The 14,799-nt window shown below is 72.1% G+C and carries 14 protein-coding genes; 9 read left to right on the forward strand and 5 right to left on the reverse strand.

Features of this window, described 5'->3' with window-relative positions; all coding sequences use genetic code 11:
• Window positions 1–37: 37 nt before the first annotated feature.
• Both EDF28_RS17570 and EDF28_RS17575 read right to left on the reverse strand, forming a co-directional pair.
• Entirely contained in the window at window positions 38–478 is a 441-nt protein-coding gene (locus EDF28_RS17570) for a VOC family protein (protein WP_123292422.1), read from the reverse strand.
• Window positions 479–635: 157 nt separating this feature from the next.
• Window positions 636–4,106: a bifunctional proline dehydrogenase/L-glutamate gamma-semialdehyde dehydrogenase gene (locus tag EDF28_RS17575; RefSeq protein ID WP_123939200.1), complete on the reverse strand. Its 3,471-nt coding sequence runs from the start codon at window positions 4,104–4,106 to the stop codon at window positions 636–638.
• Between the two features lie 105 nt (window positions 4,107–4,211).
• Between EDF28_RS17575 and EDF28_RS17580 the strand changes: the two genes are divergently transcribed.
• The 3 genes from EDF28_RS17580 to EDF28_RS17590 all read left to right on the forward strand — a co-directional run bounded on the left by EDF28_RS17580 (window position 4,212) and on the right by EDF28_RS17590 (window position 7,781).
• Window positions 4,212–5,114, forward strand: a complete 903-nt coding sequence (locus EDF28_RS17580) for a LysR substrate-binding domain-containing protein (RefSeq protein WP_123939201.1) — start codon at window positions 4,212–4,214, stop codon at window positions 5,112–5,114.
• A gap of 238 nt (window positions 5,115–5,352) precedes the next feature.
• Complete coding sequence (locus EDF28_RS17585; protein ID WP_123939202.1) at window positions 5,353–7,005, forward strand: putative Ig domain-containing protein; 1,653 nt, start codon at window positions 5,353–5,355, stop codon at window positions 7,003–7,005.
• 143 nt (window positions 7,006–7,148) lie between these two features.
• The gene (locus EDF28_RS17590; RefSeq protein ID WP_111086856.1) at window positions 7,149–7,781 is read left to right on the forward strand and encodes an FMN-dependent NADH-azoreductase; all 633 of its coding nucleotides are present in this window, start codon (window positions 7,149–7,151) and stop codon (window positions 7,779–7,781) included.
• A gap of 17 nt (window positions 7,782–7,798) precedes the next feature.
• Here the strand turns inward: EDF28_RS17590 and EDF28_RS17595 are convergent, their stop codons facing one another.
• On the reverse strand, window positions 7,799–8,842 hold the full coding sequence (locus tag EDF28_RS17595) for an MBL fold metallo-hydrolase (protein WP_185094286.1): 1,044 nt from the start codon (window positions 8,840–8,842) through the stop codon (window positions 7,799–7,801).
• A gap of 159 nt (window positions 8,843–9,001) precedes the next feature.
• Here EDF28_RS17595 and EDF28_RS17600 point away from each other — a divergent pair, with 159 nt between their 5' ends.
• The 3 genes from EDF28_RS17600 (at window position 9,002) to EDF28_RS19335 (ending at window position 10,485) form a co-directional block, all read left to right on the forward strand.
• Entirely contained in the window at window positions 9,002–10,045 is a 1,044-nt protein-coding gene (locus EDF28_RS17600; protein ID WP_123939204.1) for an ATP-dependent DNA ligase, read from the forward strand.
• A 138-nt stretch (window positions 10,046–10,183) separates the two neighbouring features.
• Complete coding sequence (locus EDF28_RS19330; RefSeq protein WP_159573681.1) at window positions 10,184–10,345, forward strand: hypothetical protein; 162 nt, start codon at window positions 10,184–10,186, stop codon at window positions 10,343–10,345.
• Entirely contained in the window at window positions 10,342–10,485 is a 144-nt protein-coding gene (locus tag EDF28_RS19335; protein WP_159573682.1) for a hypothetical protein, read from the forward strand. The genes EDF28_RS19330 and EDF28_RS19335 overlap by 4 nt, the downstream gene beginning before the upstream one ends.
• 19 nt (window positions 10,486–10,504) lie before the next feature.
• Here the strand turns inward: EDF28_RS19335 and ligD are convergent, their stop codons facing one another.
• Entirely contained in the window at window positions 10,505–11,524 is a 1,020-nt protein-coding gene (gene ligD, locus EDF28_RS17605) for a non-homologous end-joining DNA ligase (protein ID WP_123939205.1), read from the reverse strand.
• 32 nt (window positions 11,525–11,556) lie between these two features.
• On the opposite strand from ligD, the gene EDF28_RS17610 reads away from it, so the two are divergent.
• Genes EDF28_RS17610 through EDF28_RS17620 form a run of 3 tightly spaced genes read left to right on the forward strand, consistent with a single transcriptional unit; the run spans window position 11,557 to window position 14,302 of the window.
• Window positions 11,557–12,453, forward strand: a complete 897-nt coding sequence (locus EDF28_RS17610) for a DUF429 domain-containing protein (RefSeq protein WP_185094287.1) — start codon at window positions 11,557–11,559, stop codon at window positions 12,451–12,453.
• A 9-nt stretch (window positions 12,454–12,462) separates the two neighbouring features.
• Window positions 12,463–13,680 (forward strand): glycosyltransferase, encoded by a 1,218-nt coding sequence (locus tag EDF28_RS17615; RefSeq protein ID WP_123939207.1) that lies wholly within the window; start codon window positions 12,463–12,465, stop codon window positions 13,678–13,680.
• 1 nt (window position 13,681) lies between these two features.
• Entirely contained in the window at window positions 13,682–14,302 is a 621-nt protein-coding gene (locus tag EDF28_RS17620) for a uracil-DNA glycosylase (protein ID WP_123939208.1), read from the forward strand.
• Between the two features lie 21 nt (window positions 14,303–14,323).
• Here EDF28_RS17620 and EDF28_RS17625 read toward each other — a convergent pair whose 3' ends face one another.
• Window positions 14,324–14,752: a DUF6892 domain-containing protein gene (locus EDF28_RS17625; protein WP_123939209.1), complete on the reverse strand. Its 429-nt coding sequence runs from the start codon at window positions 14,750–14,752 to the stop codon at window positions 14,324–14,326.
• Between the last annotated feature and the right edge of the window lie 47 nt (window positions 14,753–14,799).

Raw genomic sequence — 14,799 nt, forward strand, 5'->3', positions numbered from 1 at the left:
CGCGGCCCGAGGACTGCTCAGGACTGCTCAGGACTGCTCAGGACTTGAGGGCAGCGAGCTCGAGGTTGATGTCGTCGGGGTCCTGCACGGACAGGATCACCATGCCGGCGTCGCCGAGGTCGGTCACCTCGCCGTGCTCGACCCCCGCGGCGTCGAGACGCGCGGCCGCCTGGTGCAGCTCGTCGACGGATCCCACGACGAAGCTGACGTGGTCGAGGCCGACGGTGTCCGGGTCGAACGTCTGCCCCGCCGGAGCGACCGGGCGGAGACCGAAGACCTGGTCGCCGAGCCGGAACACGGAGCCGCCGTAGAAGCGCTCACGGTCCTCCCGCACGCCCGGCTCATCGACCTGGTCACTGAAGTCGATCGCCGGGTCGGTGCCGAGCAGCTGCTGGTAGAACGCCTTGCTGCGGTGGATGTCGGTCACGGTGACGCGGACGTGGGCAAGGGCGGTCGGGCGTGCGAACGGTTCGGTCATGGTGGAGCTCCTCCGGGTTCGACCCGACGCAGGGCTGTCGGGTGCGCGCCGTGGTTGCGACGCGCACCCGAGGCAACCCCTACTGCCTCGGCGCAGCCCGACAGCGTGCGGCGACCGGACAGCGGCGCTGGACCCGAACGCCAGCGCCGCTGTCCGGTCAGATGAGCTCGTCGGTCAGGTGGTTCGGCGTGCCGAAGCGGTGCGCCGTGATCGAGACCGCCTGCTCGCGGACGAACGGCAGGATCTCGAGCCGCCCGGCCTCGGTCACCGGGCCGCCGTACACCGCGACGTCCGGACGCCCGCCGATCGCCGAGTACAGCGCCGAGGTGTCGCCGCCGATGAGCCGGACACGGGTCGACGGGCCCGCCGCGATCGACGACGCGAAGGAGTCGTCGGAGACCGACTGGGAGACGGACCGGACGATGGGCAGCGAGCGGAGCGCCGATGCGACGGGTGTCGGCAGCGCGGCGGCCGTCGAGACGTCGATCGCCGTGCCGGCCCGGAGCGCAGCGGCGACGACGCGCACGAGCTCGACCACCGAGGCGTCAGCGTCAGAGTCTGCAACCGCAGCGAGCCGCACCCGCACCGACGGGAACGGCAGGTACCGCGCGATGTTCCGCTCGGCGCTCAGGGCCGAGACGTCGGTCGCGGTGCCGAACAGCGTCGACCAGGCCTGCTCGTCCGACGCCAGCGACCGGTCGAGCACCGGCGAGGTGACCCCGGCCGCACGGACGAAGGCGCTGACCGGAGCAGAAGGAACGGACGCAGCAGTCGACCGAGCAGGCGCCCACGACCCGAGCCCGAGCAGGTAGTTCAGCCCGCCGGCCTTCGTGCCCGCGCCGACGGCCGACTTCTTCCAGCCACCGAACGGCTGCCGACGGACGATCGCACCGGTGATGCCGCGGTTGACGTAGAGGTTGCCCGCCTGGATCCGGCCGAGCCACGTGCCGATCTCGGCCGGGTCGAGCGAGTGCAGGCCCGAGGTCAGGCCGTAGTCGACCTCGTTGACGATGTCGATCGCCTCGTCGAGGGTGTCGGCGGTCATCATGCCGAGGATCGGACCGAAGTACTCGGTGCGGTGGAACTCCGAGCCGCGGCGGACACCCTGGCGGACGCCGGGGCTCCAGAGCTTGCCGGTCTCGTCGAGCTGCTTCGGCTCGACGGCCCAGGTCTCCCCCGCGCCGAGCGTCGTCAGGCCGGCGAGCAGCTTGCCCGATGCCGGCTCGATGATCGGGCCCATCTGGGTGGTGGGGTCGGTCGGCGAGCCGACGGTGAGCGAGGACACGGCGTCGAGCAGCTGGTTGCGGAAGCGCTTCGACTTCGCGACCGAGCCGACCATCACCACGAGCGACGCGGCCGAGCACTTCTGACCGGCGTGCCCGAAGGCCGAGGCGACGACGTCCTTCACCGCGAGGTCGAGGTCCGACGACGGGGTGACGATCACGGCGTTCTTGCCCGAGGTCTCGGCGAGCAGCGGCAGGTCAGAGCGGAACGAGCGGAACAGCTCGGCGGTCTCGTAGGCACCGGTGAGGATCACCTGGTCGACCATCGGCGAGGCGATGAGTTGCTGGCCGAGTTCGTTCTCGGACACCTGCAGGAACGCGAGCACGTCGGCCGGGGCCCCGTGGGCGTCGAGCGCGGTCTCGATGATCGAGGCGAGGACGGCTCCGGAGCGCTCGGCGGGCGGCGCCGGCTTGAGGACGACGGCGGACCCGGCAGCGAGTGCGGCCAGGGTCGAGCCGGCGGGGATCGCGACCGGGAAGTTCCACGGCGGCGCGACGAGGGTCAGCGTGGCCGGGGTGAAGGTCGCACCGTCGAGGTCGTCGAGCTGCGACGCGAGCGAACCGTAGAAGTGTGCGAAGTCGATCGCCTCGGACACCTCGGGGTCGGCCTGGTCGATGGTCTTGCCGGTCTCCGCGGCCATGACCTCGATGAGTGCTGCGCGGTTCGCCTCGAGTGCGTCGCCGACGGCGTGCAGCACCGCGCCACGAGCGGCACCGGACCAGGTCCCCCAGACCGCACCGGCGGCCTGGACGCGAGCGAGCGCCGAGTCGAGCGACGCGGCGGAGTCGACCCGGGCCTCCTGGACGGCGCGGACGCCGAGCGTCGACGACGCGATCCGGTCCGTGATGGCCGAACCCCACTGGCGCACCGACGCGACCGACGGGTCGCTGTCCGGCGTGTTCTCGAACCGGCCGGGTCCGGGGCGCCCAACGGCCGCGTAGCGGTCGGCGACGCGGTGGGACGCGGGAGCGGCGAGGCCCTCGGGTGTGGCGAGCGGCACGAGCGAGGCGCGGAAGCGTTCTTCTTCGCGGGCGAACAGCGGCGGCGACGACACCAGCGAGAAGACCGCGGACATGAAGTTGTCCTGCGAGGCGCCTTCTTCGAGGCGGCGGATCAGGTACGCGATCGCGACGTCGAACTCTCCGGGGTGGACGACCGGCGTGTAGAGCAGGAGGGAACCGACCGTGTTCTTCACTGCCGACGCCTGGCCCTGCGCCATGCCGAGCAGCATCTCGAACTCGATGCCGTCCCGCACGCCCCGTTCGCCGGCGAGCAGCCAGGCGTGCGCGACGTCGAACAGGTTGTGCCCGGCGACACCGACGCGGACGTTCTCGACGCGCGACGGGGTGAGCGCCCAGTCGAGCACGCGCTTGTAGTTGGTGTCGGAGTCCTGCTTGGTGTGCCAGGTGGCGAGCGGCCAGCCGTGCACCGAGGCCTCGACCTGCTCCATCGGCAGGTTCGCGCCCTTGACCAGGCGGACCTTGATGCCGGCACCACCTCGGGCGCGGCGGGCGGCGGACCACTCCTGCAGCTGCTCCATCGCGGCGAGCGCGTCAGGCAGGTACGCCTGCAGCACGATGCCGGCTTCGAGCCCGAGGAACGCGGGCTCGTCGAGGAGCTTCGTGAAGACCGCGATCGTCAGGTCGAGGTCCTTGTACTCCTCCATGTCGAGGTTGATGAACTTCGCCGGGGTCGAGGCCGCGGCGCGCGTGAACAGCGGGCGGAGCTGCTCGACGATGTCGTCGACGGCGTGGTCGAACGCCCACGGCGAGTGCGGGTGCACGGTCGACGAGACCTTGATCGACACGTAGTCGACGTCGTCGCGTGCCAGGAGCTTGTGCGTGCCCTCGAGCCGGCGCGCGGCCTCGCGCTCGCCCAGCACGGCCTCGCCGAGCAGGTTCACGTTGAGCCGGACGCCGTCCCGCTTGATCTTCGCGATCGCCGGGCCGAGCTTCGAGTCGGTCGCGTCGACGATGAGGTGGCCGACCATGCCCCGGAGCACCCGGCGGGCGATGGGCACGACGACGCCCGGCAGCACCGGGGCCATGCCGCCACCGAGGCGCACGAGTCCGCGCATCGCGGCGGGCAGGAACCCGGGGGCACCGGGCGCGATCTGCCGGAGCTTGCGCGCGGCGACGGCGAGGTCTTCCGGGCGGACGACGCCGTCCACGAAGCCGACGGCGAAGTCCAGACCTGCGGGGTCGGCGAGCACCCCGGCGAGCTGCTTGGCGGAGCCGTCCACCGGGAACGACTCGGCCTCGGCCAGCCACTGTCGGACGAGTGCGACGGACTGGTCCGCCAGCGCGTCGTGGTCGGTGGCGGGGTGCTCCTGCAGGGTCGTCATGGGATCAGTGTGGAGGCCCGGGATACGGTAGCGGAAGCGACCGTTCCTGATGGGTACCGTTCAGTTGCACTACCGAATCCACGGCGATCCCGCTACCGTCAGACCATGCTCGATGTCCGCCGCCTGATCCTGCTCCGCGAGCTGTCGATCCGCGGCACGATCGCCGCCGTCGCCGAGGCCATGAACTTCACGCCGTCGGCGGTCTCGCAGCAGCTCAGCGCCCTGGAACGCGAGGCAGGGGTGCAGCTCCTCCGCAAGGCGGGTCGACGGTTGCAGCTCACCCCGCAGGCCGAGGTGCTGGTCGCCGCCGCTGGCCACGTGCAGGACGTGCTCGAGCAGGCCCAGGCGCAGGTCGAGGACACCCTGCCGTCGGTGCAGGGCCGGGTGCGTGTCGCGGTGTTCCAGTCCGCGGCCCTCGCCCTGATGCCGAACGCCCTGCACGAGATGGCCACCGAGCACCCCGACGTCCGGGTCGAGATGGTCCAGCGCGAGCCGGAGACCGCCCTGAACGAGACGTGGGCGCGCGACTTCGACATGGTCATCGCCGAGCAGTACCCGGCGCACGCCGCCCCGCACCTGTCCGGGCTCGACCGCTCGGACCTGACCACCGATGCCGTCCGGCTGGCGCTGCCGCCGCTCGACACCGCGCTACTGCCGGTGTCGAGCCTCGAGGACGCCGAGGCCCTGCCGTGGGTGATGGAACCCCGCGGGACGGCGTCGCGACACTTCGCGGAGCAGGTGTGCCGACGCTGGGGCTTCGAGCCGGACGTCCGCTACGAGACCGCCGACCTGCAGACCCAGATCCGACTGGTCGAGTCCGGCAACGCCGTCAGCCTGATGCCGGACCTGATGTGGACCGGACGCACGACGACCTGCCGCCTGCTCGAACTGCCCGAGCAGCCCCGCCGGACGATCTTCACCGTCGTGCGCGCCGCCGGGGCGTCCTCGCCCGCGGTCCGTGCGCTGCGCGCCGCTCTCGAACGCGCGGCGGCGGCCGTCGGCGACTGATCTGCCTGCCGCGCCGGACGCGGTGGACCGCACCGGATCACGGACGGGAGGCCCGTGGCGGATCCGCCACGGGCCTCCCGTCCGACGCGGGTTTCCGCACGGACCCCCAACCATGGTCACATTCCGGTCACCGACGCCTGAACGGCCGCGCAGCCGCACTACGATCCGAGCAGGCCGAAACTCTCGGCAGATTCTTACGATCCGGCCACCCAGCCGGACCTGAACATGGGGGGAACCCGTGCATCGCAGCACCTCCGCCGTTCGTCGCGCTTGCGCCGTCGGCACCACCGTCGCACTCGTCGGTCTGACCACCGGTCTCGGCATCATGTCGGCGACCGCCGCCAGCGCCGTCGAGCCGACCGACTCGACGCAGCCCTTCGTCTCCGAGGAGACCCCGGCACCCGTCGCGACGGAGACGCCCGCACCGACCGACGAGCCGTCGGTCCCCGCCGACGAGACCACGGAGACCCCGGCCCCGGCACCCGCCGAGGAGACCCCGGCCCCCACCCCGAGCGACGACGCGACCGCCCCGGCCGACGAGCCGACCGCCCCCGCGACGACCGCTCCCGCCGCCGAGACCCCGGCTCCGACCGCGACGCCGACCCCGGACGTCACCACGAAGGCCGCCGACGCGACCGTCACCATCGACGGTGCGGCCAAGGTCGGCACCCTCCTGAGCGCCGTCGTCACCGGCTTCGACGAGGACTCCTCGTACAAGTACGTGTGGGCTGACCAGGACCGCAACGTCCTGTCGAAGACCGCGACCTACCGCATCGACCCCACCGACGTGCGCAAGACGATCACCGTCACGGTGACCGGCACGCTGCCCGGCGCGACCGAGACGACCTCGGTGACGTCCGACGCGACCGCGCCCGTCACGCAGACCCCCGCCTTCCTCGGCGAGGACGGCAAGCCGACGAAGGCCGGCGCCGACGCCGACCACCCCCTCGAGCTGAGCACCACCGCCGGTGACGCGTTCTCGCACACCTTCCGCGCGCAGGGCTTCCCGGAGCCGAAGTACGCGCTCGCCTGGTTCGACGAGGACGAGCTCGAGGACACCACGTACTACGACGAGAACGGTGACGAGTACGTCCCGGAGCCCGACGAGCAGCTCCCGGACGGCATCACGTTCGACGCCTCCACCGGTGAGCTCAGCGGCGTCTCGACGGAAGCGTCCGACTGGACCTTCGCGGTCACCGCGACGAGCGGCACCGAGACCGTCACGCAGTACGTCGACCTGACCGTCGAGGCCGCAGCGCCGCTCGGCATCATCGTCTTCACGACCGACCGTGCCGGTGCGTTCGACCTCGGCGAGGACGAGGACGACACGAGCACCCGGACCAGCTGGATCATCGACCCGGAGGGCAAGGTCTACACGTTCACCATCACGGGCGACGGTGAGGGCGGCTACACCGGCAACGAGGTCGAGGGCGGCCGGCCGACCATCAAGCAGGGCGGGACGCTCGTCGTGTCCGGCGGCCTGGTCGACGTGTTCGGCAACGAGATCACCGACGAGAACGAGGAGTCGATCGTCCCGACCGTCACCTCGGACGTGGCGAGCGACGTCATCGCGCCGGACCCCGACCTGGGCTTCTTCGGTCTCGTGAACGTCACGTTCCCGCACGCGTCGATCCACAACCTGTCCGTCTCGGCCGGTGACTTCACCACCGCGTTCGCGGTGGATGTCCAGCCGACCGCCGTCCCGACCGTCGCCACGCCGACCACTCCGGTCCCCGCGGCCGCACCGGTCACCCCGACGAACCGTGGCGGCCAGCTCGCCTACACGGGTTCGGACGCCACCGGTGCCCTGCCCTGGGCCCTCGGCCTGCTCGTCGCCGGTGCCGGCCTGATCGGCGCCCGCACCCTGCGCCGTCGCCGCGCACAGCGCTGACGGACGACCAGCGCTGACGGTCCCCCGTCGTCTCCCGTCCGTCGCGTGCCCGCGTGACGGACGGGAGGCCCGGCTCGGCCCCGCCTGTCCCCTCCCCGGGGCGGCGGGGCCGTTTCCGTCCCACCGTCGGTAGCGTGGGCACCATGCCCACGCTGCTGCACATCGACTCCTCGGCCGACCTCTCCCACTCCCGTTCGCGCGCGCTGACCGCCGCGTTCGCCGATGCCTGGCGCGCACGCGGACCGGAGTACACGGTGGTCCGCCGCGACCTGCACGTCGACCAGCTCCCGCACCTCGAGACCTCGGCGCTGCACTGGGCGGCAGCGGACCGCACCGCGGACGAGTCCGTCGCTCCCGAGGCCGAGGCACTGCGCCAGGAGGTCATCGACGAACTCCTCGCCGCCGACGTCGTGGTCGTCGGGTCGCCGCTGTACAACTACACGGTGCCGTCGACGCTCAAGGCCTGGATCGACCGCATCCACATCCCCGGGGTCCTGGCAGGCGACGTGCAGCCCCTGGCCGGCCGTCCGGTCGTGACCGTGGTCAGCCGCGGTGCGACCTACGACGCCGGCACCCCGACCGAGGACTGGGACCACGGGTCGCCGGTCCTGCACCTCATCCTCGGCACGGCGCTCGGCATGAAGCTCTACCCGATCACGGTCAGTGCGACCCTGGCCGACCGGCTGCCCGACCTCGCCCCGCTCGCCGAGCACGCGTCCGCCGAGCTCGCCGACGCGAAGACGACGATCGAGCGCCTGGCCACCACGCTCGGCTGACGTCAGGACGCGAGCGGTCAGGCGGGGCGGACCTCGCCGGACCGGCCGAGCAGCTCGGCGTGGAACGCCGTCTGCGTCAGCGCGCTCGCGAGCAGGAACCCGGTCATCGACTCGATCCCGCCGCTGAACGGCACACGCGCGGCGACTTCGAACAGCGTGGGCAGGTCGAGCAGGTCGAGCGCCTCGGCGACGTGCCGCGACCGCTCCTCGCGGTGTCGAGCCAACGTCTGCGCGCGTGCGACGACGTCGGCGAACCGGTACTCGTGGCCCGGGCAGACCTCGAGCCCGGCGTACACGTCGAGTCGGCCGAGCGACGCCAGGTAGTCACCGAGCGGGTTCGTGGCGGTCCGACCACCGAGGCCGATCCCGGAGTTGATCCGCGGCAGCACGTGGTCACCGGTGAACAGCAGCCCGCCCGGCTCGTCGACGAAGCACACGTGCCCGGCGGTGTGCCCGGGCGTCCAGAGCGTCCGGATGGTGCGCCCCGGGATCGGCAGCACGTCGCCGTCGGCCAGCAGCAGGTCGGCGTACGGCGCCTCGCTCCGCCCGAGCCCGATCCGTCGTCCGCTCCCCCAGGCCGCGACGACGCCGTCGTGCAGCTCGGGCGGCAGGCCCCACGTGGCGATGTCGGCGTCGTTCTGCACCGCGTCGGTGCGCTCGCGGTCGAGGGTGTCCACTTCGAGCCCGTGCATCGCGACCCGTGCACCGGTCGCTCGGCGGATCGCGGCGGCGGCACCGAGGTGGTCGGCGTGCAGGTGCGTCACGGCCACGAGGGACACGTCGTCGAGCGACCGGCCGATCGCCGACAGTGCGGCACGGACCTCGTCGAGCCCGCCGTCGGCCGACCACCCGGGATCGATCAACGCGAGGGACCCGTCCGACCCCTCGACGACGTAGACCAGGGTCGCGTCGGGCACCCCGAACCGGAACGGCACCGCGAAGGTCCAGATCCCCGGCCGGACCTGTTCGACGGGCGGCAGGACGCCGTCGCGGAGCGCGGCGGCCTGCACGGGGCTGATCGGTTCCGGAGCCGGCGCTGCCGACGGGGGCACGGTCGTCACCCGCACCACACTACTGACGCGAGCCGACCTGCCCAGCGCTCTCCGGGCCTCCCGGCCGCACTTCGTGAGCAGAAATGGTCGAGTCGTCGCGCCGGACCCGACCATTCCTGCTCACGAAGCGCGCAGCGCCGCCCACCGCAGCCCGAGTAGACACGACGCATGGAGATCGCACCGATGCTGGCCAAGGCCGTCGCCGAGGTCCCGGAACCCGACAGCGTGACCGGTGGCCTGCGGTACGAACCGAAGTGGGACGGCTTCCGCGGCATCGTGACGATCGACGGCGACGACGTCGAGATCGGCAGCCGCGGGGCGAAGCCGCTCACGCGCTACTTCCCCGAACTCGTCGAGGCCTTCCGCGCGCAGTTCGGCGGCCGCGACCACCCGGTGGTGCTCGACGGTGAGGTCATCCTGCGCTCCGGCGAGCCCGGAGCCGAGCGCCTCGACTGGGAGGCACTGTCCCAGCGCATCCACCCGGCGGCCTCGCGGATCGCGAAGCTCAGCGCCGAGACGCCCACGCAGTTCGTCGCGTTCGACCTGCTCGCAGCGGACGGCGACGAGCTGGTCGACCTGCCGTTCGACGAACGACGTGACCGGCTGGAACAGCTCGCGAGCGGCATGTCCGACCCGCTGTTCGTCACGCGCACCACGCTCGACGTCGACCAGGCCTGCGAGTGGCTCACCACCTTCGAGGGCGCCGGACTCGACGGCGTCGTCGCCAAGCGCCGGGCCAAGCCGTACGAACCGGGCAAGCGGACCATGCTCAAGATCAAGCACCACCGGACGGCCGACGTCGTCGCGATCGGGTACCGCGTGCACAAGAGCGGCTCGGGCGTCGGGTCGCTGCTCGTCGGGCTGTACGGCGACGACGGTGAGCTCCGCCAGGTCGGCGGCGTCTCCGCCTTCTCCGACAAGCGCCGGCTCGCCCTGGTCGACGAGCTCGAGCCCGTCGTGCTCCGCGATGCGGACGGGAGGCCCGTCACCGGTGACGGGGAACGGTCGCGGTTCTCGTCGGGTCGCGACACGTCGTTCGTCCGGCTGGCGCCGGAGGTCGTGCTCGAGGTCCGCTACGACCAGATGGAGGGCGACCGGTTCCGGCACACGGTGCAGTTCGAACGGTGGCGTCCGGACCGCGACGCGGCGTCGTGCGGGTTCGACCAGCTCGAGGTGCCGTCGGCGTACGACCTGCGGGATGTCCTGTCCTGACACGTGGTTGTCCGTTTTTCGTCGTCTTGCCGGTGATCGCAGGAAAGTAGTTAGCCGAACTAGCGAAACGCTGCCACGATGGAGACCAGCAGCACGAGGCACCCATCCCGGGAGCCCCAGGACCGAAAGCGGATCGACATGAGCACCAGCACGCTTGTCCGCCACTCGCAGCGGAACCCCTTCACCGAGGTGCGCGAGGCACGCCGCCAGCGCACCCTGCAGCTCAGTGCGGTCATCAGCGCCATCGCCGGCGTGACCGCCACCGCGCTCGCACTCGTCACGATCGGCCTGGGCTCGTGATCGTCGACGGCATCAGCGACGCGCACCGCGGCACCTGGTCGCGCCTGACCCGCCTGCACACCGCGAGCGTCGGACTGCCGATGCAGACGTCCCGCGTCGACGACCCCGACCGCTCGACGGACACGCTGCCCGCCGTCTGACGGTCCCCGCTGGCTCGGGTCAGGACTTTTTCGCTCGGGACGGTTGCACGCGCGGCGGCTCGCCCGGCATCTTCGGGAAGTCCGGCGGGAACGGCAGTTCACCCTCGCCGTTCTCCAGGTCGCGCTCCCACCACGCCAGCAACGGCGCGATGCTCGCCGACTCGTCGTGCATCGCCTGCCACGGGTCACCGATCGTCGCCAGGCGCTCGGGAACGGTCCGGATCGTGAACGCCGTCGGGTCCGCCGTCGGCAGCTCGTCCCACATGATCGGCGTCGACACCGAGGCGTGCGCCAGCGCCCGTGGGCTGTAGGCACCCGCCATCGTGCGGTCACGGTTCGCCTGGTTGAAGTCGACGAAGACCCGTTGGCCTCGCTCCTCCTTCCACCACGCCGTCGTGACCCGGTCGGGCATCCGCCGTTCGAGTTCTCGGGCGGCCGCGATCACGGCGTGCCGGACGTCGAGGAACTCATGCTCGGGTGCGATCGGGGCGAACACGTGCAGACCGCGGTTGCCGCTCGTCTTGATCCACGCCGCCAGACCCGCTTCGTCCAGGACCTTCCGGAGCTCCTGCGCCACGGGCACCGTGTCCGAGAAGTCCGTGCCGGGCTGCGGGTCCAGGTCGATGCGGAGCTGGTCCGGGTGGTCGCTGTCCTCGGCGCGCGAGGCCCACGGGTGGAAGACCACGGTGTTCATCTGCGCGGCCCACACCGCGACGGCCGGCTCGTCGATGACGAGCTGCGGGTGCTTCCGGCCGCTCGGGTACGTCACCGTGACCGACCGCACGTAGTCGGGGGCACCCTTCGGCGGGTTCTTCGAGAAGAACTGCTCGCCGTCGACGCCGCCCGGGAACCGCTGCAGCGAGATCGGTCGGTCGCCGTTCGCGCGGACGAAGGCGTCGCCCACCGTCACCAGGTACTCGGCGAGGTCGGCCTTCGTGATCCCGGCGTCCGGCCAGAGCACGCGGGAGGGGCTGCTGATCCGGACCTCGCGGTCCCCGTCGGGCCCGGGCACCCGCACCGTCGTCGCTTCGCTCGCCATGCAGCGGAAGGTACTCGGTGCACGATGGACGGGTGAGCGCGTACCTCGGAGTGGACCTGGCGTGGGGACTCGGCACCGCGGGCCGCGCGCCCAACGAGACCGGGCTGGTCGCGATGGAGTCCGACGGCACGATCACCGACGCCGGATGGGCCCGCGGGGTCGACGACGTCACGACCTGGATCGCGGAGCGCCTCGGACCGCGGTCGCTCATCGCCGTCGACGCATCGCTCGTCGTGACGAACCCAACCGGCATCCGCGAATCCGAACGGCAGGTCGGACAGCGCTACGGCCGGTGGAAGGTCGCGGCGAACCCGACGAACCAGGCGTCTGCGGCGAGCGCCGGCGCCAGCCTGCTCGACCGGCTCACCGCATTGGGCGTCGAGTACGTGTCCGACACGGCATCCATGCACGCCAGGACCGGGCCGGCGATGTTCGAGTGCTACCCGTACACGACCCTGGTCGGCGTCGAGGAGCTCGGGTACGACGTCGAGCGGCCCCGGTACAAGCGCCTGGACCTCAGGGTGCCGGCAGCCGAGGCCCGGGCACGCCGCGCCGAGGCCTTCGACGAGCTCGTCCGGCGCTTACGCGAGACCCCGCTCGACCCGCCGTTGCAGCTCGACTCATATCCGCTGACGGCGAGCCTCGCCGACCCGTCAGTGCTCCACGGCCCGACGCACAAGCACCGCGAGGACCTGCTCGACGGCGCCCTGTGCGCCTGGACGGCGGCGTTCTGGGAGCGTCACGGCGACCAGCGCGTGCAGATCCTGGGAGGTGATGTCCCCCACCAGCACGGCCCGGACGCCGCTGGCGCGTCGCCCGGGAACCGGCGGCGTGGGCCCAGCCTCCCGTCCGACCCGGTGGACGAGGCGGGCCGCCGGCCGGTCGTCGTGGCGCCCGCGCGCCCGTCGCAGCGGGGCACGCGCGGCTAGGGTTGACCGGTGAGCACGACGAGCGAACCCCTGCACATCGGGCTGGTGTCGCTGCACACCTCCCCCGGAGACGAACCCGGCTCGGGCGAGGTCGGCGGCATGAACGTCGTCGTCCGGCACCAGGCCGAGGCGTTGGCCGATCGTGGCCACCACGTCGACATCATCACGCGGCGTTCGGCGCCGACGCAGCCGGACTCGGTGTCGCTCGTGCCGGGTGTGTGCCTGCGGTTCCTGTCGGCGGGTCCGGCGGAGCCGGTGCCGAAGGGCGAGCACGACGCGTTCATCGAGCCGTTCCGCCACGAGCTCGAGCAGCTCGGGCCGTTCGACGTCCTGCACTCGCACCACTGGTTCTCCGGTGCCGCTGCCCTGCCGGTCGCCCGTGAGCGTGGCATCCCCCACGTGCAGTCGTTCCACTCGATCGCCGCCGACCCCGAGACGCCGCTGTCCGAGGGTGAGCGGCCCGAGTCCGCCGGGCGCATCACGGGCGAGCAGCAGCTGGCGCGTGAGTCCGATGCGGTCGTCGTGGTCTCCGAGGCGGAGGCGTCGACGGTCCGGTCGCGGCTCGGCGGCGCCGACGCGCGCATCTGGATCGTGCCGCCCGGGGTCGACGGGTCGGTCTTCCGTCCGGCGGCCGCCGGTGCGCGCCGGGCTGCCACGCCCTACGTCGTCGCGGCGGCTCGCGTGCAGCCGTTGAAGGGACTCGACCTGGCCATCGAGGCGATCGCGGGCATCAGCCAGGAGGCCCGTCCCACCTTGGTCATCGCCGGGGACGCCTCGAGCGAGGCGGGTGACTACGTGGACGAACTGCGTCGGCTCGCCGCCGCGCGTGGCATCGCCGACCGCGTCACCTTCATCGGGCCGCAGTCGCGTGCCGACCTGGCGTTCCTGTTCCGTGGCGCGGCAGCCGTGCTGGTGCCGTCGCACTCCGAGACGTACGGCCTCGTGGCGTTGGAGGGCTCGGCGTCCGGGGTGCCGGTCGTGGCCGCGGCTGCCGGGGGGCTGCGTGAGGCCGTGGTCGACGGTGAGACGGGTGTCGTGCTCGAGTCCCGTGAGCCGTCGGTGTGGGCTGCCGAGATCGAGCGGATCCTGACGGACTCCGGGTACGCGGCCGCGCTGTCCTCGGCCGGGCGGGAGCACGCGGAGCGTCTGAGCTGGGAGCGGTCGGCTTCGGGGCTCGAGGACGTGTACCGCCGGGTGCTCGGCCGCGGGTCGCGGGTCGGATCGTGAGATGACGGCGTTCGACGCGTTCTGGGCGGCGCTCGACTCCGTGCCCGCGGCCGCGGACGCCGAGGCACTGTACGACCTCGGTTCGGCCGAGGGGCGGCTGCGCCGGTCGAACCTGCAGCGGTACCTGGAGCAGTACGGGCCGGCGGCGGACACCCTGCTCGTGGCCGAGGCACCCGGGTGGCGCGGCATGACGAACACCGGCATCCCGTTCACGAGCATGCGCGAGCTCGGGACGGACCGGTTCGGCGCCGACTACCTGGTGCCGCCGGAGCCGACCGCTCCGTGGGAGGCCTCATCACGTGTGGTGCAGGCGGCACTGTCCGACTGGACCGAGGCGCTCCCCGTGGCGTGGGCGATCTTCCCGCACCACCCGTTCGTCGCCCCGGACCGGCTGACGAACCGCACACCCCGTCCGGCCGAGGTGCGGTCGGGAGCATCGGTCGCCCTCGCACTGCTCGAGGCACTCGGTGGCGTCGACCGGGTCCGGGTGGTCGCGGTGGGGCGGAAGGCCCAGGGTGCGCTCGCGTTGGCCGGCATCGAGGCGATCGCCGTCCGGCACCCCGCGCAGGGCGGCGCGAAGCAGTTCACCGAGCAGTTGCGAGCGTTGGACCGCTCGCTGTAGTTCCCTGCGCCGGTCCCTCCGTCAGGCCGAGCGGACCTCGACGCCCTTCGCGGCCAGGGCCTCGGCGACGTGGGCGGGCAGCGGCGCAGCTGCGTACACCGTGCGGAGGGCCGGCAGGTCGAGGACGTCGTCCCAGTTCTGCGGGTCGAAGCGGTCGTCGGAGCCCTCCCACCCGGGGTGCACGTCCTGGAGCACCTCGAGCTCGGTGTCGACGGTGAGCTCCGTGACGAGCGACAGGTGCGACGGCAGGAGTTCCAGGTCGTCGTAGTACTCACGGGCCCGGTCGTCCTGGCCGTCGACGTCGAGGTCCTCGTCCGTCTCGTCGGCCGTCTCCGGGTCGTAGGGGTCGAGCACGTCGAGGTCGTAGCAGAGGACGTCGAGCACCAGCAGCTTCGAGTTGAAGTCGGCGAACTCGACGGGCTCTTCGGTGGTGTTCGACTCGTGGTCCATGGCCCGGAGAGTATCCGTCGCCGAGCGACCGTGTTGCGATCGCGAGA

Origin of the sequence: Curtobacterium sp. PhB137 (genome assembly GCF_003814955.1) — a bacterium.
GTDB lineage: Bacteria > Actinomycetota > Actinomycetes > Actinomycetales > Microbacteriaceae > Curtobacterium.

Coding starts and splice junctions, on each gene's coding strand:
- EDF28_RS17570 (WP_123292422.1), bottom strand. CDS start 478: ATGACCGAACCGTTCGCACGCCCGACCGCCCTTGCCCACGTCCGCGTC.
- EDF28_RS17575 (WP_123939200.1), bottom strand. CDS start 4,106: ATGACGACCCTGCAGGAGCACCCCGCCACCGACCACGACGCGCTGGCG.
- EDF28_RS17580 (WP_123939201.1), top strand. CDS start 4,212: ATGCTCGATGTCCGCCGCCTGATCCTGCTCCGCGAGCTGTCGATCCGC.
- EDF28_RS17590 (WP_111086856.1), top strand. CDS start 7,149: ATGCCCACGCTGCTGCACATCGACTCCTCGGCCGACCTCTCCCACTCC.
- EDF28_RS17600 (WP_123939204.1), top strand. CDS start 9,002: ATGGAGATCGCACCGATGCTGGCCAAGGCCGTCGCCGAGGTCCCGGAA.
- EDF28_RS19330 (WP_159573681.1), top strand. CDS start 10,184: ATGAGCACCAGCACGCTTGTCCGCCACTCGCAGCGGAACCCCTTCACC.
- ligD (WP_123939205.1), bottom strand. CDS start 11,524: ATGGCGAGCGAAGCGACGACGGTGCGGGTGCCCGGGCCCGACGGGGAC.
- EDF28_RS17620 (WP_123939208.1), top strand. CDS start 13,682: ATGACGGCGTTCGACGCGTTCTGGGCGGCGCTCGACTCCGTGCCCGCG.
- EDF28_RS17625 (WP_123939209.1), bottom strand. CDS start 14,752: ATGGACCACGAGTCGAACACCACCGAAGAGCCCGTCGAGTTCGCCGAC.